Genomic DNA, 20,565 nt, shown 5'->3' with positions numbered 1-20,565 from the left:
TATATCGTATATTACTGATAAAATCTATGGTTAAAACGCCTAAAATATTTATAATCATCATTCAAAATAATCAAAACTATGGTAAAATATTCTATAATAGACTAATATAATGCAAGGAGGGGAGTGCCATAGAGGATTTGGTACAGTTTGCACAAAGAATAGTGAAAGCGGTTTCAGAAATTTCGCCATTTCCGATAAGTTTAACAGATGAAAAGGGTTATATTATTGGTGACAGTGAGAAGAAAAGAATTGGAACATTGCATACCCCATCCAAACTGGTTTTGGAAGAGGACAGACTAATCTTGTTTGATGAGGAAACTATATCGGCTATGGAAAATGTGCTTCCTGGCGCAGCAGTTCCCTTACGTTTTGATTACAGGAAATTGGGTGTACTTGGAATAATCGGTGATCCCCAAAAAGTAAGGCCATATGTTAATTTATTAAAGAAATATGTGGAAATGATGTGGCAGGAAACGATGCACCAGCAGTTAGAACAACTGGAAAAGCAAACGCTGGAAACGTTTGTACAATATATTCTATTAAATGAGGAAGTAAACAAAGAAAGGGTTATTAAGTTTTGTGAGGTTCTGCAGATAAATTACATGGTTAAACGGTATTGTGTCATTGTGGATATTGGAGATTCATTATTAAACAGGGTAGGAGTAAAACAGAATAAAATTTCTTTTGAGTATTTGAAAAATAGGTTAATTGACCATATGAAACATTCGTTTAAATGTAATGATGATGCAATCTGCACATTTTTAAACACTGAAAAGATTGTACTGTTAAAATCAGTAACTGCCGATCCAAACTCAGAATATGTAAGAGAAATGGAAAATTTCTCTTTTCAAAGCAAACAGTTAATGAAGAAGTTTCAGGAATATCAAATTGAAAATATAACCATTGCAGCAGGCGACCTATATTCATCTTTGTTAAGCATCAATAGATCATATCATGAGGCAGAAAATTTGATAAACGTAGGTAATGAATTACACTTACTTCCAAGAATCTACAATTATTATAATTGGGATATGTTATTAGAACTAGTATCAACGCAGATGGATAAAAGATTGCAGGAAAAATTACATTTCCGTCTGAAATTTCTAATCGAACATAATGATTTTGGCGAATTGTCCAATGATTTTATGATTTATTGCAAAAATAACATGAATATAAGCAAAACCGCAAAAGAATTATACATTCATCGCAATACATTAATATATCGTTTAAAAAAGATAGAAAGGATTACCAGATTGGATACAGGATGCTTCGAGCATTGTACGCTATTATATCTGGTTTTAAAAAAATACACGGATACAACTCAAAAAAATATTTGAAAGCATGTGCTATCTGAGAAATAGCACATGCTTTCATTTAGCAGTAAAAAGCTGCGCCCACGATGATTAAAAGGATAAAAAGCACAACAATTAGCGCGAAGTTATTTCCATAGCCGCCACCGTATCCTCCGACGGAACCACAGCCGAATCCTCCGTAACCATAGCCCATTCTTAAACACCTCCCGTATCTTACAGTTATACTATATGTAAAGCAACTGAAAATGTATGGACGTTTTGCCCACAGTAAATGAAAAATTAGTAAAATATCGAGATATATAACCAATTTACCAAAGCGGAAAAAATAACCTTCTGCCTTATTGTAGAGGCGGAAGGTTATCAGTTATCAGGGGTTGTTATATTTATAATTTTTAATTGATCATTTTCATAGCCTGTTACAAAATGGAAGGCATGTGTTTTTTTCTCTGTTTTTTCTTCATTGGGCAATTTACTTTCTATCGTTACTTCAACGGCTGTTTTTACATGGTTTTCTTCTGTGACTTCATTTGTCATCCCGGGATAGTTTAAGTCTACAATATTAATGTATTCGTCTCTAAAATTGGAATATGACTTTTCGGACTGCAGTGTGCTTCCCAGCAGGGTATATGCATTTACATAGTCTCTGACGCTAATGCTTTCAAGAAAATAGTTAATAAGATATTCTGCATCCTGAATAAATTGTTCCGGATCATGTGTATTGATTATATCTGAGGTACTGGGAAAGTCCAGCTGATCATTCTGTGCTTCGTTTGACCATTGTTCAATTTGATCAATAACTTCATGAATCGGTATGCTGAAACCAATTGTTCCATCTTCTGTTCCGACTGAGTTGATGCCAATAACTTTGCCTGTTTCTCTGTTGATTAAAGGCCCTCCGCTGTTCCCATGTGTTATTTGTGCAGATATTTGATATACATTAGAATAATTGAATCCATCAACGGAAAAGTTACGTTCATTTCCGGAAATAATGCCAAGTGTTACTGTATTCTGGAACCCGTGAGGACTTCCCAATGCTATTATTTCATCACCAATTTCAGCAGCTTTTTCTTTTTCAACTGTTGCGTTAGTTTGTCCGGCAAGCTGTGGAACCCTCAGTACAGCAATATCAGTATCTTCTCCTATACCAACCACTGCAGCAGGATAAATTTGGGCATTTGCCGTTCTTACATAGATTACATCAGCTTCTTTGATGACATGTGCGTTTGTAATAATATCTCCTTTTTCATTGTAAAGGAATCCAGAACCGGTAATTGTATTTAATTCATTTTGGCCCTCGATTTGAATAACATTTTTTTCAGCCTCATGAATGATTGATTTCAGATTAAGCTGCTGTCCTTGACCAGTCTCTACTTTATTAATGATAGGACTGCTTATGGAAATCTCTTCATTCTTCCATTGATTATACATTATTGCAATGCTGATCACACCAAGTATCAACAGAATAACAGATAGGATTATTGGCGGATATTTCTTCAGCCTCATAGATGTTCACCTCATTTAGCACAAGTTTATCCTGCTGCTTTGTTGCTACTCCGTGTACCAGGTAATTTTGTTAACCTCAACATCCAGATTTTTTCCTTGTTCATCCAAATCAAAATGGGTAAATTCAAAATTGCCGCTTTCCTCAGGGAAAAGCTTATCAGGATAAACATACACTTCGTTGGATAAAACTTCAGTTCCATTTTTAGTCATAAGGGAGTACTCAATTAAGATTGAGTTGATTGGAATAGTTGCAACACTTTTCACTTCACCTTTTACTGCTAATTTTCCCTGCTGATCATTTTCTATATTTACAGAGACAAGTTCAATAGCATCAGTTTCATTCAATTGCTGTTCCTCCGCGGCAGTGGTAATTGCCTGTTCGATTCTTTGTTCTTGAGCGGTTTCAAAAGCTACCTGTTCCTTATCAATTGTTGTTTTTAAACTCTGCAGTTTTTCGGCATTTGGAGCATATTTCAGTCCATCTTCCACAATAATCAGTGCATCACTGAATTGTTTATTTTTTAATTGCTCACTGGCCTTGGAATAGGAATAGTCAATAATCTGATTCCTGATTTCGGAAGTAATATTCTCTGCTTCTTCATTTTTAATTGATTCTGCTTCCCACAGTAAAATTTTCAAATCATCGATATTAGGTTTATGTTCCAATGTATCCAGTAACTGCTCAATCTTTATGCTGTCTCTTTTTGCGGAAATATCTTCAATTATTAAATTTACAGCAGAACCATTAAAGTTTTTTAATTCACTTTCTGCATCTTTAATTAACGACAATGCCTGCTGATAATCTTTTTCCTCTAAGAAAGTCCCAGCTTCCTTTAAAGAAGCTTCAATACTTAATGCTTTATCTGCAAAATTCAAGGAGGTGGCTGCATTACTAAAATTACTTTTATTATCCAGTGCTTTTGCAAATGAATCCCTGGCCTGTTCATAGTCACCATTCAATATGTATTTCTCACCTTGTTCATATAGACTTTTCGCATCGGCTGTTCGGTTTTCCAGAACCAAAAAATAACTTCCAGTGACAGTTATCATAAGGAGGACTAATGCAGCCGGCACATACCACCATTTATTTTTATATTTCTTTTTACTTATCCGTTCATTTATATCGTCAGGGAGCTGCCTGCCGCATTTGATGCAAAATTTCTCATCTTCTTTTATAATGGTTCCGCAATAAGGACAATGGAGCATATCAGTCACCTGCTTTATTCATGGGTGTAATCTTAACTATCATAATACCATATTTTCGTATCCTTAAGCATGTCCCCGGAAAAAATCAGCTGTATATTTATGATGCTATTCAAGAACAAGAGAAAAGTCACACTCCTTAATATTTCACTTTATTTAGCAGATGAAAACTGGTATGATAAAGGAGCAGTTATGTTAAAAGCATGGTTTGGGATATACTAAAGAATACATAGATACCACAAAGGGGGTAGCATAAGATGGAGATAGCTTTTGGAATAGTTTGCTTCGTACTTGTAGTGCTGAATATAGGGTATTGTCTCTTCGATAATGAACAATAAAAAAAGGCCAGGCCTACTGATGTCAGGCGCTGGCTTTACTTATCTCGTCTTTGACAGTTCATCAAATGGAAAAATGACAAACTCTGATTTTCCTATGATTTCATCTTCCTTGATAAAACCCAATCCATTTCTGCTATCCTTACTGATCGCCCGGTTGTCCCCCATGACAAAATAGCTGTCTTCCGGAACCTGAATTGGACCAAAATTTCCCGTCCGCTCCTCAGCCTCTTCATTTAAAAAAGTCTGTTGATATTTTTCACCATTTATATATAATTCACTACCATTAATTTCTATTGTTTCCCCAGGCAATGCTATTACCCGCTTCACGTAGTTTTTAAAAGGTCTTTTAATAATAACGATATCACCACGATCCGGCTCATCGAGTAAATACACTATCTTATTAAATATGACTCTTTCACCATCTTCCAGCGTTGGATCCATGCTTTCACCTTCAACAATGGATGTGGCAAATATAAATGTTCTTAAAAATAGAGCAATTAATATTGCAATTACAATGGCTTTTGCCCATTCAAGCCATTCATTTTTCTTTTTAGCTTGAGTCAATGGTGACATCCTTTCCAAAAAATAATACATACTTATATTAGCACAGTGTCGGCAGGTATTCGAGCATAAAATATACATCCCGTATATATGTTCTGCTTTATACTTGTTAAAATAACTCTATTGATGCTATATTATAATAGCATGTTATAAAGGTGGTGTAAGTTTCGTTAATGGACGCTACAGTAAAGCTTCTTCAAAGAATTGAATTTTTACGGAATAAAATGACTCAGGTTGCTCTGAAAAAGGGGTTCACCGATAGTGAATCTGTTGAAATCAGCCAGGAATTGGACAGGTTGTTAAATTTATATGAAAATATGAAAGCTGGCTCTCAATAATAAACGGATTAGTTGTCGTTAAGTATACATATCCTTTTCATGTCTGATTTTTGCTATATTACGATTATATGCAAAATATTATCGTAAAAACCTTCCTTCACGGCATTTAGTATCAGACACCAATCCACTGAAAAGATTCCACACCAAATATACCAGGCCTTCATTATAACATTAATTAATTTCCCACAAAATTTGCTCTTTTATTTTTGTCATAAAAGTTTAACATAATGTTCAAACAATTTTGATTTATAACTATGAAAATCGGGTATAATAAAGGTATAAGAATAAAAGGAGTGGAACAAATGAGACCAAAAACATTAAATTTTGATCAGCTTGTTAATCAAAATAAACAAGAGTTGTTAATGGATGAAGAAAAAGTATCCCAAATTGAGATCCGTTTAGAGAAAAAACAAACTGAGTTAGTAATGAAAAAAAGAAGGGGTATCAACCTATAACTAAGCTGGGGGTAATAGGACTATGATAGATGAAGAAATAGATTAGAAAAAGGAGTGACATATTGATATGTTACTCCTTTTCATATGGACTTTATTTTACGCGTTTGAATAAAATATTATTCTCCAGGTGCACATGCTGGAAGGTATCTGAAGTTAGCTCAGATAATCTGGCATATGTTATCCGGTAAGAAGTACATGCATCTGCAGGCGGCTCAAAATCATTTGTTATTTCCTGAATTCTTTTTAGAATATCCCCTTGGGCCTCATGTTCGTCCTCAAGTCCGCCATTTGCTTCATGAATACGTTTTGCAAGCTCTTCACTTGGATTTATTTCATATTCTTTAATGAGGGGGAAGACTTCACCTTCTTCTTTAATCATGTGTTCTTCCATATCTACTTTAAAGTCATTGTATAATCTGTGCAATTCTTTCAGATGAGGGTGGTTTGCCCCATGTACACGGAAAATTTTTGTTACAAATTGTCCAAGTGCTGGCAGTTCCTCGTTCAAAAAGGCATGATGCTTGTATACAATATGGTCAACAAGCTCTGTAAGTGCTATGTTGTCCCAGTTGATTATTTCATGATCTTCCTTGCTCCAGCTTTCGTACGCTATGTTTAATTCTGAAAGGACAGCTGCTTCGTCAACATCCTTTTCAGTAAAGACAGCCCTCAGAGGACGATCTCCACCACAGCAAAAATCGATTCGGCGCTTTTTGAATAAATCACTTGCTTTTGGAAAAACCTTAACTATCTCAGCTGGTGTATGCTCAGCAGTAAATGTGCTCATAAGAAATACCCTCCTATATTTGTGAATCTGTTTAAATGATAACCGTTTTCATTGGGTTATTCTGTGACGGAGGTCACTTCTTATAACTTTTTTTGGCTTATTATAAATCTGCATCATTATAACTGCCCCGATAATACAAACCATGCCAATCATTTGAATGAATGAAAATGCTTCCTGAAAAATAAATATGCCAATTAATGTTGCAACAACCGGTTCAATTGTTGATAGAATTGAAGCTTTTGATGCTTCAGTGGACTGTAAACCATACGTGTAAATAATGTAAGCAAAAGCAGTAGGTAAAAAGCCTAGGCCAAATGCAAATAAAATTACGGATGAATCAATCAGCAGATGAAATTTCTCCTGATAAGGGAAAAAAGGCAGTAAAGCTATAGCTGCGATGATAAACGTATAGGTTGTTACACTTAAGCTTGAATATTTTTTTAATGCATATTTGCTTATAATACTGTACAGGGCATAACCGATTCCAGATCCCAATCCGAAAAGAATGCTGCTGATCTGTAATGCTTTCAGATTTAAAGGAATCAATCCAACAACAAGGCATGTCCCGATAATTGTAGCGAACAAGGAAATTATTTTGATTCTAGTTAAAGGCTCCTTAAACAGAAAAAAAGAAATGATCGTTACAAAGGCTGGTGCTGTATACAATAATGCTGTTGCAACAGGTATTGTCGATAACTCAATTGCCGTAAACAGGCAATAATTAAAAAAGATAATACTAAAAATACCTGTTCCAATAAAATACTTAACATCTTTAATGCTGTGAAGCTTAAGTTTTTTTGGTGCAGCAATCAGCAAATAGACAACTAATAGAATAGCAGATGTCCATGCTCTCAGAATCACGACTTCCATCGGTGTAAACCCCAGAGTATACAGACCTTTAACATACCAGCTGATGGTTCCCCATAGTGCTGCACCAGTTATTATGAAGATAAAGGCTTTATTCAATGACTAATCCCACCCATTCTTTCAATTAAAATGATTATATCAGACTTTTCAAATGTATGTTTTAAAAGAATCTGGCTTAAACTGTATATCAAAAAGAAGTGGGGAGTACACATGGTTTTAATAAGCTGGATTAATTTATCTAATTCAAGTTTCTTGGGCGAAGGTGACAATTATATTTCATATGTACTTATATTTGCTGGAATTATTGTTAGTTTCATATTATTAAAACCGCTTATTTCTTGGCTTATAAATTCCGGATTTGTGTTATTAGTCAATTATATAATCAGCAGTTTAGCAGTTATAGTTTTACTTTTTATTGTTGTTTTCTTTCTGACAGATACGCAGCTTTCAGTGAATAATCTGCTAAAAATTACATTGCAATCTCTGGCAGCATTCGGTATAGTCATGATCTTGTATTACGGTTTTCAAAAAGTAACCAAGAAAATTTAAAAAAACTGTCCGGATAGGGTGGTTCCCAAGGACAGTTTTTTCATGTTTGTTTCTAATTGATAAGAAAGCATAAAATTTGCAGCAATTAATTCTTGGACATAAATAGCCACGTCCAGCTCCAGCGCCCAGCGCCCAGCGACTAGCGGACTTCCCTCACCTTCGTACGATAAAGAAGACTTGCCGATTGGTGAAACCAGAGGCTTAGTCGCACTTATACCCTTGTGGTGAAAGTCAACATCGTCTCCGGTGTTAAAGGAGGGCCGACTAAAACCGGCTAAAGCCAACGTCGGCATACCCCTATCCAGGGGCATGTTTCCTTTATCTCCTACGGCTCAGTCCAGTCCGTACGTCGCTAAACGGGCGCTTGCGCTTTTGTTCTTTATTCTTCGTGGGTTATTCCTAATTTATCGTGCACGTTTTCAAGCCATGTAAATACAGGCTGGAAATGTTCCCTTGGTGATTTTAAACTTTCAGGCGCAGCTTCCATTACCAACTTTTTTTCAGATTCGGAGAGTTTTTCGTAATGATCCCGTAAAATGTGGGTCTGGTTTGCATAGCGCTGCAGCTCATAAATAAATTCTTTTAGCTCTGTCATAAAGCAGCCTCCTTTTATTAACTCTTACCTTTAAATAAAAGGATTAAAACCTGTTAAACGAATTGGGGTTTAAAACTCACTGCGTTTTTTAGTGGGCGGCCATTCCATTTTCCCCAGGGATGAGGGAGTAAAATAAGAAGATGAATATTTTCTTGAAGCAATTGGCCGTTTTGTCTTTGGCTTCCAATCGATATACTGATAAAGAACCCTTTTTGCTTGTGATAAGGACATCTTCGTCTGCGGATTACGGTAATTTTCATCAAGTGCTCCCAGATGTTCAAGCTCTTTGAAGTCTTCTTTTGATGGAGGTATGTGAAAATAGTAATCATCAACTTTTACAAGCAGCGTGGAATGTTGATTGCTTAATTTTGGGTGGTCAGAGTAATGAAGACCTATCTTCGCAGCACGTTTTTCTTTTAGCAGCCGAGTGATGGCTTCTTTTTTAATAAAGTACAAGTGCTGAGGCTCAGGTGCAGTTTTTGCATGTCGGTTTACCGTGAATATAGCTTTGGCAATATCGTTTAAACGAACGGAATCTGTCATTCTGCTTACCTCCTTTCCTATATAATATAAAACTTGATTATATCGTATCGCAAAGCTTGTCTATACGCAAACAGAAAATGAAAGAAGAGCAGAAATTCTGCTCTTCTGAATCGGATTCACTTATAGTCTTCAATATCGGCAACAATTTTTTCCATTTCGGCAGGCATTGTACCCGTATAGCGTTTAATAGCATTTCCCTCCGGTGAAACAAGGAAAAAACTGGTGACGTGCATGACCTGATCCGAATCTGCAATTGGCTCTACAGGGGATTTAAAGGAATTGATTGAGAATTCCTTGATGTCATCAAATTCATATCCTGTCAGAAAATCCCAGTTATCAAAGGAAGCTTCGCGTGATTTGCCATATTCCTTTAACGCCTCAGGTGTATCATTTTCCGGATCTACACTGAAGGATACCAATTGTACATCATTAAGTCCTGCTTCAGCAAGCTGATCTTGAAGCTTGGACATGTTGGATGTCATCGGCGGACATACCGTTTCACAGTTTGTAAATATAAAATTCGCCACCCAGAATTTATCATCTAAATCACTTTTATTAACTGTTTCTCCATCCTGATTTGTATAAGAGAAATCTTGTACTTCATAAGAGAAATCTCCTTCATATTCATCTCCGCAAGCACTTAAGATTAATAGCAGAAAAAATAATGGCAATACAAGTTTGTGCCTTCTAAGCATATGTACAACCTCCGTTAATTTTAAAATCTCCATAAGTTTAGCATTTTACCAATGAAAATACTATGGATAAATTGTTAACAAGTTTGCCTGATTCATTTAGAAGCACAGATCACTGCTGTTTACTTCAGATTACAAATGAAAAAGGAAAAGGTTTGGCTGTTTTTCCGAAGCCAAACCTTTTGCACTAATAATAATATCCTTGATGATAGGGGTTATATCCGTAGCCATATCCATATGGTGGATAGTAAGGCGGGTAAGGGGGGTATGGATAATAACCCCCCTGATTAAAAGCACCATATAATAATGGCCCGAAAGCGAGCCCGGTCAAAAAAGGCAACACTGGAAAAACCCGTCCATCCTGATCTTCATAGGATCGGTAGGTATACTGGTTGACTGGAGGGTAATTCAAAGAAATCTTCCTTTCATATAAGCTTTTCACAATAGTGTATGCCTAGTGAAAGGGAAGAGAGCCTGGACGGTATGATATTTACTACTCTGTTTTAAGTGTATATAAATGTATTTCCGGCTTGCAGAGAAAGCGGTATGGCAGGCGGGTGGTTCCTATTCCGCTGTTTACGAAAAGTGTGAGTTTTTTATCTCCAAGCATATATTTTCCTTGTACATATTTCTCTGCATAGGATGGTGTGTATAAATCACCAATAAATGGAAATCTCACCTGACCGCCATGACTGTGCCCCGATAACTGGACATCTACTGGGTACTGCAGCACTGTGTCTGCATAGTCGGGCTCATGCGCAAGCAAGATTGTGAACAAATCCGGATTGACCTGATCCAGTGTTTTCTTCAGATCCGGCCTGCCGAGCATGACATCATCAATCCCTGCTAATACAAACCGATCCGTGCTTTTTTCAATAATTGTATGACTGTTTTTTAACAGTTTAAAATTAGCCTGTTCCATCACATCCTGCAAAATATCAGTTCCATACCCTCCATGATCGTGATTGCCATATATCCAGTATTTTCCATGCTTTGCATCCAAAGTGTGCAATGCACTAATCAGTTCATCATTCCATCTGTACGTATGCGGCTCGTCAACCAGGTCCCCCGTAAAAACTATGATATCGGGTTTTAAATTGTTTATTTTTTCTACTAACGTTTTAAATTGTTCCAGTGAATAATGAAAGCCTATATGTGTATCGGAAAACTGTACGATTTTAAAATTGTTGAATGCAGAAGGGATTTTTTTTGATGGTAAATTATTCTTATTTATATGAAGCATCGCTGGTTCAATTTCCCGGGCGTAATAATAAGTGCCGCCACTTAAACCAACTAATGCCAGTAAACTACCCAAAGCCTTTTTTAAAAAGGAACGTCTATTCATAAAGTGTCAGCCTTTCAAAGTCGGATAGTAAAATTATAGCATGGAAATCACCTCTCTGTAGAAGTAATTTGATTATACTACTTGTCGTAATTGTCAGTAAATTCTTTGACTTTCTTCCCCTGTAATAATACTATGAGAGTAAAGAGCTAGTAATTAGTCAGGAGGATTATATGAGAAATAAAACTGTAATCGTAACTGGAAGTTCAAGTGGCATGGGGAAACATATGTCTGGTAAATTTGCACAAGAAGGGGCAAATGTTGTTCTTACTGGAAGGAATGAGGACAAGCTTCAGTCTGCTAAAGATGAAATATTAAAATTGGCAACTGGAGATGTTTTTATTATCCCAATGGATGTAAGAAAACCTGAAGATGTTGAGCGAATGGTAAGTCAGACAGTTGAAAAATATGGAACGATTGATCATTTAGTGAATAATGCTGCAGGGAACTTTATTGCTGCGGCAGAGGATTTATCCATTAATGGCTGGAATGCTGTCATCGATATCGTATTAAATGGTACGTTTTATTGCAGCAGAGAGGTTGGAAAGTATTGGATCGACCATGAAAAAAAGGGATCGATCTTAAATATGGTTGCTACATATGCCTGGAATGCAGGGGCAGGGGTTATTCATTCCTCTGCAGCAAAAGCGGGGGTTCTAAATATGACAAGAACGCTTGCTGTTGAATGGGGAACAAAGTATGGAATTCGCGTAAACGCAATTGCACCGGGTCCAATTGATCGTACCGGCGGGGCTGATAAATTATTTGAATCTGAAAAAGCAGCCAAGAGAACCATTAATTCGGTGCCATTAAAACGCCTGGGGCAACCGGAAGAAATTGCTGAGCTTGCTTACTTCATGTTATCTGATAAGGCAGCTTATATAAACGGAGAAGTTGTGACAATGGATGGAGGGCAATGGCTGAATAAATTTCCATTTTAAAGCGGAAAGAAAGCGTGCTCCTCTTTTATAAATGAGGAGCAGCACTTTTATTCCGGTTTGTTTCCTTTAAAACTTTTTGTTTCATCTGCATATATATGTTAGTAGTCGTATCGTACTCTCTATGATTTTTAATTGCAAAGATCGCAATTTTTATGGACCTTGGAATTTAATCCCTCCATTTGTATGGTGCAATGGGAGATACTGAAGTTGTTTTTTATTTCGTGATTTGCGGTTTGAAGCAAACGGTCCCGGTTCACGGAATCCTTTACCACTAAATGGCAGCTCATTGTTGGAAATTCAGATGTTATTGACCATACATGCAGGTCGTGAACATTTTCTACACCATCTAAATTCTTTAATGTTTCTTTGATTGTATCAACATTAATGTTCTCGGGTTTACCTTCCATCAAAATATGAAGAGCATCCTTTGTGATCCGGATACCTGAGATAATGATCAGCAAAGCGACGACAACACTTGCGATGGGATCTGCAATGTTCCAGCCAAAGAAGAAAATGAATATACCTGCAATAATTGCTCCAACGGATCCTAATAAATCTCCCATTACATGAAGCAAGGCACTCCTGATATTTAGATTTTCTTTGGAGTCACCGCGCATTAACATCCAGGCTACAACAATATTCACCACAAGCCCAATGACGGCTATAATCATCATGCTCGCACTGACATTAGGCGGTTCCATAAAACGGTGAAATGCTTCATAGAATATATATAGGGATATAAGAATTAATGTTACACCATTAATAAATGCAGCGATAATTTCAAATCTCCTGTAGCCATAGGTCTTATCCAATGTTGCTTTTTTTCGGCCTATTTTAAATGCTAGCAGGCTAAGGCCGAGTGCGGCAGCATCACTTAACATATGACCTGCATCTGATAGCAGTGCCAGACTATTAGTAAGTATTCCTCCTATGGCTTCAATAATCATAAAGAAAAATATGATGATGAAACTCCAAAATAATACGCGGGTGTTGCTCGTATGATGATGGGAATGCCCGTGTCCATGATCATGGTGATGTCCCATAAGGATAACCTCCTAACTGGTATGTTTTGTATGCTCGATTGTTTGTTCCAGCAAGTTCATAACATGATAATCATCCGGGGAATAATAATACATTGTCTTTTCCCTGCGCTTTTTAACAAGACGTAACTGTCTTAAATATTTCAGCTGGTGAGAAATAGTTGATTGATTCATTTCCAGTTGTTCAGCAATTTCGCTTACCGAGCACTCTTTATAAAAAAGTAAATGTAGAATTTTTATCCGTGTTGGATCGGAAAGTGCTTTAAACATTTGTGACACATTATCAATCAGCTGTTCATTAATCGGATTATAGCTCATTTTTACACTCCTGTACTATATGGTCATATGCTCATATTATAGTATATGTTCCAGATAATTTCAATATCGAGCTTAACTTAGATGTTTCTTCATAGTATATGTGGTAAAATGGTAGTAGTCATCAGAAAACTTTGGCAGCATTTTTATCGGAATTAAGAATAGAAAAAAGTGCTCATTTGCTATTACGAAATTTAGAATTGGTTTAGTAATACAGAGTTAAAAGGGGCGTTTTATTATGAGTATTACACAGGATAAACAATTAACAGATATTTCGGTTGGAGATTTAATGATTTCTTCTGAAAAAGTTGCGCACGTACAAATAAACAATCCTTTAGAACATGCATTATTAGTTTTAATCAAATCAGGCTATTCTGCAGTACCGGTTCTCGATGGATCTTATAAACTTGTAGGAACCATTGGAAAAACTGCTATTTTAAATCGTGTTTTAGGACTTGAGCGAATTGAGATCGAAAAGCTTTCTGACATTCGTGTACATGAAGTAATGAATGATGAAATCCCTTGTCTTTCTTCGGATGATACATTTATGAATGGATTGAATGCAGTAATAAATCATCCATTTGTCTGTGTTGCCGATGAAGACGGATATTTTGATGGGATTCTGACAAGAAGAGCAATCCTAAAACAATTAAAACGTGATATTTACACATCAAAAGCATAATTAAAAAGCGTTTCTTACACATCCCAAACAATTAGTTTTGTTTGGGATGTTTTTATGCAGTTTTCTTTGGAGTTTTTAACATAAAGTCTATATACTGTGACATAATTAGTATCTGCTATAATCGCCGTTCGGGATCGCTGCGGGCGGATGCTTTCCGCGGGCACGGCCTCAGCCTCCTCGAGAAAACCACTCTGCGGGGTCTTCGGACACGTGCTATTCCCGCAGGAGTCACCGCCCTCCGCTCACCCGAACTGGTGAGGTGCTACGATCCTTTGTATTGAGTACTAATACAGTTCATCAGGAGTAATCGGACTACTAGCGGAGGAAATACGCGGAGACTCCTGTGGGAGCAGAGGCCTAGGTGAGACCCCGCAGAGCGGCAGCTCGAGGAGGCTCATCAGCCGCCCACGGAAAGCGAAGTGTATTTCCGCAGCGGTCGCCCAACCCTCATTTTAAGTAGTTCACACTTTACATCAACTGTTTCTGTTAAAAAGGAATACAATTTTCGCGAAGAAACTTTAAATAAATAGCTGTGGTATATCTTTTGCGCCAATGCAGAAACTATGTATGTACATTTTCATAAATGGAGGAGGCATCATGAATGGCGCGAATTGGCGTAGAAGGATCACTAACCGATGTTAAGGAAGCTTTAATGGAGATGGGACATGAGGTTGTCGATCTTCGTTCGGCGGAAGATGCAGCATATTGTGATTGCTGTATCATTACTGGCCAGGATAAAGACGTGATGGGAGCACAAGATACCGTCATCGCAGGCCCTGTAATCAATGCACAAGGATATAATGCAGAAGATGTCTGTCAAATGGTAAATCAAAAATTAAGCTAAGAAGGCAGAGATTGCTTTCCAGGGTTTAAATCCTTGGAAAACAATCTCTCTTTTTTATTCCGTATTTAATTAGCAGGAAAGTTGAGAGATCTTGCCTAAAGTTGGGAGACAACAATATAAAGTTGAGAGAACCAAGTCCTAAGTTGAGACATAAATCTGAAAAACATGATTATCATTTAACTTTAAATAAGTTTCTCTCAACTAAATCCATTTCTCTCTCAGATTCAAAGGGGTTTCTCTCAACTTCGCACTTTTATGTAAAAGCAATCTCCATCAAATTCAAAAAGCCACAAATCAAACATAATAGGAAACTTTATAAATGCAGTTTCATATATAAATATGAGCAAGGAAAATAAATTGATTATACTTATTTGAATTGAACAATTTTATGAGTTTGCAGTTTGAATGGAGGGATGATGGTGCGGTTAAGAGATCCAATGCCGGAATTTGATGGTGCCACAGACTGGTTAAACAGCCGTGGTGCAAAAAGAAGGGATTTAATCGAAGGAAATAAGCCTGCATTAATCCATTTTTGGTCAATCAGCTGTGATTTATGCAAGGAATCCATGCCACAAATAAATGAATTACGTGATCAATTAAAAAATGATTTACATGTAATTGCAGTGCATATGCCACGCTCTAAAAAAGATATGGACCTTGATGCCATAAAGGAAGCAGCAAAGGGATTTAAAATTACGCAGCCTATTTTCATAGATAATGCTCATAAATTAACCAATGCTTTTAATGTTAAATATGTACCTGCATACTATGTGTTTGATGCTGATGGTAAATTAAGACATTCACAATCTGGTGGCGGAGGAATGACCATGTTAAGAAAACGTTTGAGTCGCGTATTGGATAATTAAATGCTAGCTAACCAGGCACCTGTTTAAATGCAGGTGTATTTTTGTGCTTAAAGACCAGATGATAATTCAATCACTGTTAAGCAGGTTGTTATCGTACTATTTCAAGGCTGTCATCAACATACAAAGGTATAAATTTCACTTGATGACATATATATTGAAGTCGTAAATATATTACATTAATAGCACGATGGGAGTTTAGCAGTAAGCCGGAATTACTAATCAAAAATTAAATTAAAAAAGATTTAAAAAATTGAGCAAAATAGCTGGCAATTTACTTCGGAACCCGTTATATTAATAATTACGGAAAAACAACATCCGGGGGAGGGAAACAGATTGAATACATTTAAGAAATTAAAACAATTTTATTGGCCGCACAAGAAATATTTCTTTTGGTCCTTGTTCTTTTTATTCTTTGTAACTGCAATAACTGTTGTGTATCCAATTGTATTGCAGCTGACCATTGATAATGTAGTCATGGATGACCGATATAATCTTATACCTTATATCTCCATTGTTTTTGTTTTGTTAATGATTGTTAAAGGGTTCTCTACATTTTTTCATCAATATTTAGGTGAATTCTTCGGGATAACAACGGTATATATGTTAAGAAATGCCTTGTACAACAAGCTGCAGGTATTATCATTTAAATATTATGATAATGCCAAAACCGGTGATATTATGTCCCGGTTAACTCAAGACGTGGAAGGTTTCCGATTTTTTCTTTCATTCGGATTTTCAGAGCTGATTAGAATTGCTTTATTAATTGGCTTCAGTTTAGGCGTCATGTTTTATTATTCGATACCGCTTGCACTTGTTACGATGGCTGCAATGCCGTTTCTTGCTGTGGTCGTTTTTCAATTTGATAAACGCGTACACCCTGCGTTCAGAAGTGTTAGAAAATCATTGGGCCGGTTAAATACACGGATACAGGAAAATGTCAGTGGAATGAATACTGTTAAATCATTATCCAGGGAAGACTTCGAAATTGGAAGATTTTCTTCAAGCAATGATAACTATCGTAAAAATTATATATTCACCTCGGAGATATGGGCTAGATACTTTCCATTAATGGAGTTTATTGGGAATGTCTGTGCAGTATCACTTATCGCATATGGCGGCTATCTCGTCATTAATGGATCTCTTGCTCTGGGTGAGCTTGTCGCATTTTTTAGTCTGGTCTGGTATATTATGGGCCCACTTATGAACCTTGGCTTTGTAGTAAACCAATTTTCCCAGGCAAAAGCATCTGGTGAAAGATTACTGGAAATTCTGGAAGCAAAAGAAGACATTGTTGAAAAGGAAAATGCAATTGATAATCCAATTAAAGGTCACGTTACCTTTAATAACGTTACATTAACTTACATTGAAAATGATGATTCTGCATTAAAGGACATCAGTTTCGATGCACCACCAGGCAAAGTAATTGGTTTAATTGGTGCCACTGGAGCAGGGAAAACGAGTATTACCCAGCTGATTACCCGTTTTTATGAACCGGAAAAAGGCGAAGTACTTGTAGACGGAAATCGTGTTTCTGATTATAAATTAAAAACACTCAGAAATAGTATTGGCTTTGTTCTGCAGGAACCCTTTCTGTTTTCTACAACAATTCGGGAAAATATATCTTATGGAAACCCGGATGTATCGGATGAACAGGTAATTGATGCAGCAAAACGCGCACAGGCGCATGATTTTATCATGGAAATGCCAAAAGGCTATGATACCTTACTTGGTGAGCGAGGCATGGGTCTATCAGGTGGGCAAAAGCAGCGGATTGCTATTGCCAGGGCAATCTGTATAAACCCAAGTATACTTGTTCTTGATGATGCAACCTCTGCAGTAGATATGCAAACTGAATTTAAAATACAGAAAGCTTTAAAAGAAGTGATGAAAGGGAGAACCTCCTTTATTATTGCGCACCGTATTTCTTCCTTGAAACATGCAGACGAAATATTAGTGCTGGAAGAAGGGGAAATCGCAGAACGCGGCACCCATGACCAATTAGTGAAAAATAATGGAGTCTATCAGCGTATATATAATATACAATACCAGGATCGTGAAGAAATAATGAGTACTGTGAATTAAAAACAAAAGCAGAAGCACCTGTTTAGCGGTGCACTATATCTATACTTTCATTTCTTATATAGAAAAAAGGGGGGACCACAGTGGCTAATTCAACTATAAAAAAAGCAAAAAGCCGTCACCTGAAACGGTTCTATTATACGGTTGACCAAGCGATAGAAAAGCCTTTTAACTGGAAGCAGATGCTTCGTTTACTTGATTTTTTAAAACCATATTCAAGGAATTACCTTCTAGCAGCGATTATTGCAATGCTTGTATCAACAGCAGTTCGCCTTGCTGTACCGATTCTAATTGGTAAAGTAGCAATCGATGTAGCAATAGCGGAAAAAGATACTACATTGCTTACCTACCTTGTTGTTATTATTGGAGTACTATATCTGATCAGCTATATAGGTAATGTATTTCGAATAAAATGGGTAAATATATTAGGGCAGAACGTTATTTATGATTTGCGTCAGCATCTATTCTCGCATGTTCAGCGCTTGTCACACCGATTTTTTGATACCCGTTCTGCTGGATCGATTCTGGTGCGGATCTTGAATGATATTAATTCACTTCAGGAACTTTTTACAAATGGAATAATCAATTTATTAATGGATATTGTTACATTGGTTGGTATCATCGTAATTCTATTCGTACTAAGTCCTGAATTGGCCTTGGCAATTATGATTATTTTGCCAATCATGTTTTATATATCTACTAAGCTGCGGAGAAATATCCGCCGCTCCTGGCAAAGTGTGCGTATTCAGCAATCCCGGCTGAATTCACATTTGAATGAAGGGATCCAAGGTATTCGAATTACCCAGTCTTTTACCCAGGAAAAAGAAAATGCAGAATTTTTTAATGGAGTGAATGAAGATAATTTCGATGCATGGCGTAATGCAGCGAAAAAAAGTGCAATGTTTCGTCCTTTTGTTGAAATGAGTAATGCAATAGGGACAGTTATTCTAATTTCCTTTGGAGCCTATTTAATTTTATCTTATATGAACAGTGGGGGAGCGGGTGGTATACAAGTTGGGACATTTGTATCCTTTGCCTTTTTCCTCGGGATGTTCTGGGATCCTATCTCGAGACTTGGTCAGATGTATAACCAGCTGTTAATGGCAATGGCTGCTTCAGAGCGTATATTCGAATATTTGGATGAACAGCCTAATGTTGCAGAAAAAGAAAATGCATATGAATTTACAGATATGAAAGGAAATATTGAGTTTGACAAGGTTCAATTTTCCTATGACGCTGACCGTATTGCATTACATGAAATTTCGTTAGACATCAAGCAAGGAGAAACGATTGCCCTTGTTGGTCATACGGGAAGTGGTAAATCGACGATAGCTAACCTGATCAGCAGATTCTACGATCCGTCGAAAGGCTCGGTAAAAATAGATGGCCATGACTTGCGAGATGTGAAACTTTCTTCCATGCGTGAACAGATTAGCGTCGTTTTGCAGGATACATTTATCTTTTCCGGAACAATTATGGAGAATATCCGATTTGGACGTCCGAATGCAACTGATCAGGAAGTGATCGACGCGGCAAAAGTAGTCGGAGCGGATGACTTTATCGGGCGTTTGTCCGATGGCTACAAAACTGAAGTGGAGGAACGCGGAAACATACTGTCAGCTGGTGAACGGCAGTTACTGTCATTTGCCAGAGCACTTCTTGCAAATCCAAGAATCATTATTATGGATGAAGCAACGGCAAGCATTGATACAGAGACAGAAGTGAAAATCCAAAAAGCGCTTCGCCGTCTGCTGAAAGGAAGAACTTCGATTATTATTGCACATCGATTATCAACGATTCGGGAATCTGATAATATTTTTGTATTGGAAAATGGAAGAATATTAGAAAATGGAAATCATGATGAATTGATGAACCAGCATGGAAAGTATTTTGAACTGGTAAAATCTCAATTTCAAATGCTTGATGCGATGTAAGACGCTGTACTTTAAAAAAACGAAGCAATTCTTTAATCAGAATTGCTTCGTTTCATGTATATTGGTGTGGTAAACTATGTCTAATCAGTTTGATGATGGAGGAAGTTTAATGAAACGAGAATTCGCAGTAATCGGATTGGGAAGGTTTGGTGGAAGCGTCTGCCGTGAACTTAGCATGGAGGGGATGGAAGTGCTTGCCATTGATAGTGATGCAGATAGAGTAAATGAATTTAAAAATATTGCCTCGCATGCTGTAATTGCTGATTCAACCGATGAAGATGCCTTAAAGGAGCTAGGTGTAAAAAATATTGATCACGTTATTGTTGCCATCGGGGATAATATTCAGGCAAGTATACTAACTACCGTAATATTAACAGATCTAGGGATTAAAAAAATAACAGTAAAAGCTCAAAATGACCGCCATGAAAAAATTCTGAATAAAATCGGTGCTGATCAAGTGGTGCATCCGGAAAGAGATATGGGGAAACGAATTGCACACAATATCATTTCCAATAATATCCTTGATTATCTGGAATTATCAGATGATCACAGTATCGTTGAAGTAAAGGCTGGAAAAAAAATGATTGGAAAATCGCTTGTAGAACTAGATATTCGTGCAAATTACGGATGTAACGTTGTAGCAATCAAACAGGGGAAAGATATTAATGTCTCCCCAAGTGCTGATGATGCATTAAAGGAAAATGACATTTTGATAGTTATCGGTGCTGACAAAGACATTTCAAGATTTGAAAAACACCTGGTAATTGATGAGTAATAA

22 protein-coding genes and 1 pseudogene are annotated in these 20,565 nt (G+C 36.9%); 10 read left to right on the top strand and 13 right to left on the bottom strand.

All coding sequences use genetic code 11. The features are described 5' to 3' along the window. Nucleotides 1-137 precede the first annotated feature (137 nt). A complete protein-coding gene (locus CIL03_RS04915; protein WP_094884084.1) occupies nucleotides 138-1,337 on the top strand; it encodes a CdaR family transcriptional regulator in 1,200 nt (399 codons plus the stop codon). A 37-nt stretch (nucleotides 1,338-1,374) separates the two neighbouring features. Here the strand turns inward: CIL03_RS04915 and CIL03_RS20040 are convergent. The 4 genes and pseudogenes from CIL03_RS20040 to lepB all read right to left on the bottom strand — a co-directional run. Then, a pseudogene (locus tag CIL03_RS20040) lies at nucleotides 1,375-1,455 on the bottom strand (YjcZ family sporulation protein); the annotation flags it as partial. 218 nt (nucleotides 1,456-1,673) lie between these two features. Continuing rightward, entirely contained in the window at nucleotides 1,674-2,816 is a 1,143-nt protein-coding gene (locus CIL03_RS04905; protein WP_094884082.1) for a S1C family serine protease, read from the bottom strand. A gap of 45 nt (nucleotides 2,817-2,861) precedes the next feature. After that, entirely contained in the window at nucleotides 2,862-4,022 is a 1,161-nt protein-coding gene (locus CIL03_RS04900; RefSeq protein WP_094884081.1) for a zinc-ribbon domain-containing protein, read from the bottom strand. A 374-nt stretch (nucleotides 4,023-4,396) separates the two neighbouring features. Then, nucleotides 4,397-4,921: a signal peptidase I gene (gene lepB, locus CIL03_RS04895; RefSeq protein ID WP_094884080.1), complete on the bottom strand. Its 525-nt coding sequence runs from the start codon at nucleotides 4,919-4,921 to the stop codon at nucleotides 4,397-4,399. Between the two features lie 170 nt (nucleotides 4,922-5,091). Between lepB and CIL03_RS04890 the strand changes: the two genes are divergently transcribed. Further along, nucleotides 5,092-5,256 carry an aspartyl-phosphate phosphatase Spo0E family protein gene (locus CIL03_RS04890; protein ID WP_094884079.1) on the top strand — a complete coding sequence of 55 codons (165 nt, stop codon included), beginning with the start codon at nucleotides 5,092-5,094 and terminating at the stop codon, nucleotides 5,254-5,256. 302 nt (nucleotides 5,257-5,558) lie between these two features. Further along, the gene (locus tag CIL03_RS04885; RefSeq protein WP_094884078.1) at nucleotides 5,559-5,711 is read left to right on the top strand and encodes an FbpB family small basic protein; all 153 of its coding nucleotides are present in this window, start codon (nucleotides 5,559-5,561) and stop codon (nucleotides 5,709-5,711) included. Nucleotides 5,712-5,802: 91 nt separating this feature from the next. Here the strand turns inward: CIL03_RS04885 and ric are convergent, their stop codons facing one another. The 7 genes from ric to CIL03_RS04840 all read right to left on the bottom strand — a co-directional run bounded on the left by ric (nucleotide 5,803) and on the right by CIL03_RS04840 (nucleotide 11,089). Beyond that, a complete protein-coding gene (gene ric / locus CIL03_RS04880) occupies nucleotides 5,803-6,498 on the bottom strand; it encodes an iron-sulfur cluster repair di-iron protein (protein WP_094884077.1) in 696 nt (231 codons plus the stop codon). Nucleotides 6,499-6,546: 48 nt separating this feature from the next. Continuing rightward, nucleotides 6,547-7,464, bottom strand: coding sequence for a DMT family transporter (locus CIL03_RS04875; protein ID WP_094884076.1), 918 nt, complete (start codon nucleotides 7,462-7,464; stop codon nucleotides 6,547-6,549). A gap of 446 nt (nucleotides 7,465-7,910) precedes the next feature. Next, entirely contained in the window at nucleotides 7,911-8,198 is a 288-nt protein-coding gene (locus CIL03_RS04865; RefSeq protein ID WP_133087810.1) for a hypothetical protein, read from the bottom strand. A gap of 95 nt (nucleotides 8,199-8,293) precedes the next feature. Further along, a complete protein-coding gene (locus tag CIL03_RS04860; protein ID WP_094884073.1) occupies nucleotides 8,294-8,509 on the bottom strand; it encodes a hypothetical protein in 216 nt (71 codons plus the stop codon). A gap of 69 nt (nucleotides 8,510-8,578) precedes the next feature. Further along, entirely contained in the window at nucleotides 8,579-9,052 is a 474-nt protein-coding gene (locus CIL03_RS04855; RefSeq protein ID WP_094884072.1) for a YkyB family protein, read from the bottom strand. A gap of 116 nt (nucleotides 9,053-9,168) precedes the next feature. Then, entirely contained in the window at nucleotides 9,169-9,747 is a 579-nt protein-coding gene (locus CIL03_RS04850) for an SCO family protein (RefSeq protein ID WP_094884071.1), read from the bottom strand. A 490-nt stretch (nucleotides 9,748-10,237) separates the two neighbouring features. Continuing rightward, nucleotides 10,238-11,089, bottom strand: coding sequence for a metallophosphoesterase (locus CIL03_RS04840; RefSeq protein WP_094884069.1), 852 nt, complete (start codon nucleotides 11,087-11,089; stop codon nucleotides 10,238-10,240). A gap of 170 nt (nucleotides 11,090-11,259) precedes the next feature. Here CIL03_RS04840 and fadH point away from each other — a divergent pair, with 170 nt between their 5' ends. After that, nucleotides 11,260-12,027, top strand: coding sequence for a 2,4-dienoyl-CoA reductase (fadH, locus tag CIL03_RS04835; protein WP_094884068.1), 768 nt, complete (start codon nucleotides 11,260-11,262; stop codon nucleotides 12,025-12,027). 128 nt (nucleotides 12,028-12,155) lie between these two features. Here the strand turns inward: fadH and CIL03_RS04830 are convergent, their stop codons facing one another. Both CIL03_RS04830 and CIL03_RS04825 read right to left on the bottom strand, forming a co-directional pair. Continuing rightward, nucleotides 12,156-13,070 (bottom strand): cation diffusion facilitator family transporter, encoded by a 915-nt coding sequence (locus tag CIL03_RS04830; protein ID WP_094884067.1) that lies wholly within the window; start codon nucleotides 13,068-13,070, stop codon nucleotides 12,156-12,158. Nucleotides 13,071-13,082: 12 nt separating this feature from the next. Continuing rightward, nucleotides 13,083-13,385 carry an ArsR/SmtB family transcription factor gene (locus tag CIL03_RS04825; RefSeq protein WP_094884066.1) on the bottom strand — a complete coding sequence of 101 codons (303 nt, stop codon included), beginning with the start codon at nucleotides 13,383-13,385 and terminating at the stop codon, nucleotides 13,083-13,085. 235 nt (nucleotides 13,386-13,620) lie between these two features. Between CIL03_RS04825 and cbpB the strand changes: the two genes are divergently transcribed. The 6 genes from cbpB to CIL03_RS04795 all read left to right on the top strand — a co-directional run bounded on the left by cbpB (nucleotide 13,621) and on the right by CIL03_RS04795 (nucleotide 20,562). Further along, the gene (cbpB, locus tag CIL03_RS04820) at nucleotides 13,621-14,064 is read left to right on the top strand and encodes a cyclic-di-AMP-binding protein CbpB (RefSeq protein ID WP_094884065.1); all 444 of its coding nucleotides are present in this window, start codon (nucleotides 13,621-13,623) and stop codon (nucleotides 14,062-14,064) included. Between the two features lie 601 nt (nucleotides 14,065-14,665). Further along, entirely contained in the window at nucleotides 14,666-14,908 is a 243-nt protein-coding gene (locus CIL03_RS04815; protein ID WP_094884064.1) for a YkuS family protein, read from the top strand. 419 nt (nucleotides 14,909-15,327) lie between these two features. After that, complete coding sequence (locus CIL03_RS04810; protein WP_094884465.1) at nucleotides 15,328-15,774, top strand: TlpA family protein disulfide reductase; 447 nt, start codon at nucleotides 15,328-15,330, stop codon at nucleotides 15,772-15,774. A 333-nt stretch (nucleotides 15,775-16,107) separates the two neighbouring features. Beyond that, nucleotides 16,108-17,856 (top strand): ABC transporter ATP-binding protein, encoded by a 1,749-nt coding sequence (locus CIL03_RS04805; protein ID WP_094884063.1) that lies wholly within the window; start codon nucleotides 16,108-16,110, stop codon nucleotides 17,854-17,856. Nucleotides 17,857-18,035: 179 nt separating this feature from the next. Continuing rightward, nucleotides 18,036-19,787, top strand: coding sequence for an ABC transporter ATP-binding protein (locus tag CIL03_RS04800; protein ID WP_240508006.1), 1,752 nt, complete (start codon nucleotides 18,036-18,038; stop codon nucleotides 19,785-19,787). 109 nt (nucleotides 19,788-19,896) lie between these two features. Next, nucleotides 19,897-20,562 (top strand): potassium channel family protein, encoded by a 666-nt coding sequence (locus tag CIL03_RS04795; RefSeq protein WP_094884062.1) that lies wholly within the window; start codon nucleotides 19,897-19,899, stop codon nucleotides 20,560-20,562. The last annotated feature ends 3 nt before the right edge of the window (nucleotides 20,563-20,565 follow it).

The organism is Virgibacillus indicus, from assembly GCF_002266285.1.
GTDB classification, from domain to species: domain Bacteria; phylum Bacillota; class Bacilli; order Bacillales; family Amphibacillaceae; genus Virgibacillus_K; species Virgibacillus_K indicus.
The sequence above is the reverse complement of the archived record's forward strand: the minus strand, read 5'-3'. Positions and strand labels throughout refer to the sequence as shown.

Bases quoted from the DNA above. Each gene is read 5' to 3' on its own strand.
- CIL03_RS04860 (WP_094884073.1), bottom strand. From the start codon at position 8,509: ATGACAGAGCTAAAAGAATTTATTTATGAGCTGCAGCGCTATGCAAAC.
- CIL03_RS04890 (WP_094884079.1), top strand. From the start codon at position 5,092: ATGGACGCTACAGTAAAGCTTCTTCAAAGAATTGAATTTTTACGGAAT.
- CIL03_RS04885 (WP_094884078.1), top strand. From the start codon at position 5,559: ATGAGACCAAAAACATTAAATTTTGATCAGCTTGTTAATCAAAATAAA.
- CIL03_RS04840 (WP_094884069.1), bottom strand. From the start codon at position 11,089: ATGAATAGACGTTCCTTTTTAAAAAAGGCTTTGGGTAGTTTACTGGCA.
- ric (WP_094884077.1), bottom strand. From the start codon at position 6,498: ATGAGCACATTTACTGCTGAGCATACACCAGCTGAGATAGTTAAGGTT.
- CIL03_RS04905 (WP_094884082.1), bottom strand. From the start codon at position 2,816: ATGAGGCTGAAGAAATATCCGCCAATAATCCTATCTGTTATTCTGTTG.
- CIL03_RS04900 (WP_094884081.1), bottom strand. From the start codon at position 4,022: ATGCTCCATTGTCCTTATTGCGGAACCATTATAAAAGAAGATGAGAAA.
- CIL03_RS04800 (WP_240508006.1), top strand. From the start codon at position 18,036: ATGCTTCGTTTACTTGATTTTTTAAAACCATATTCAAGGAATTACCTT.
- cbpB (WP_094884065.1), top strand. From the start codon at position 13,621: ATGAGTATTACACAGGATAAACAATTAACAGATATTTCGGTTGGAGAT.
- CIL03_RS04825 (WP_094884066.1), bottom strand. From the start codon at position 13,385: ATGAGCTATAATCCGATTAATGAACAGCTGATTGATAATGTGTCACAA.
- CIL03_RS04830 (WP_094884067.1), bottom strand. From the start codon at position 13,070: ATGGGACATCACCATGATCATGGACACGGGCATTCCCATCATCATACG.
- CIL03_RS04855 (WP_094884072.1), bottom strand. From the start codon at position 9,052: ATGACAGATTCCGTTCGTTTAAACGATATTGCCAAAGCTATATTCACG.
- fadH (WP_094884068.1), top strand. From the start codon at position 11,260: ATGAGAAATAAAACTGTAATCGTAACTGGAAGTTCAAGTGGCATGGGG.
- CIL03_RS04815 (WP_094884064.1), top strand. From the start codon at position 14,666: ATGGCGCGAATTGGCGTAGAAGGATCACTAACCGATGTTAAGGAAGCT.
- CIL03_RS04795 (WP_094884062.1), top strand. From the start codon at position 19,897: ATGAAACGAGAATTCGCAGTAATCGGATTGGGAAGGTTTGGTGGAAGC.
- CIL03_RS04850 (WP_094884071.1), bottom strand. From the start codon at position 9,747: ATGCTTAGAAGGCACAAACTTGTATTGCCATTATTTTTTCTGCTATTA.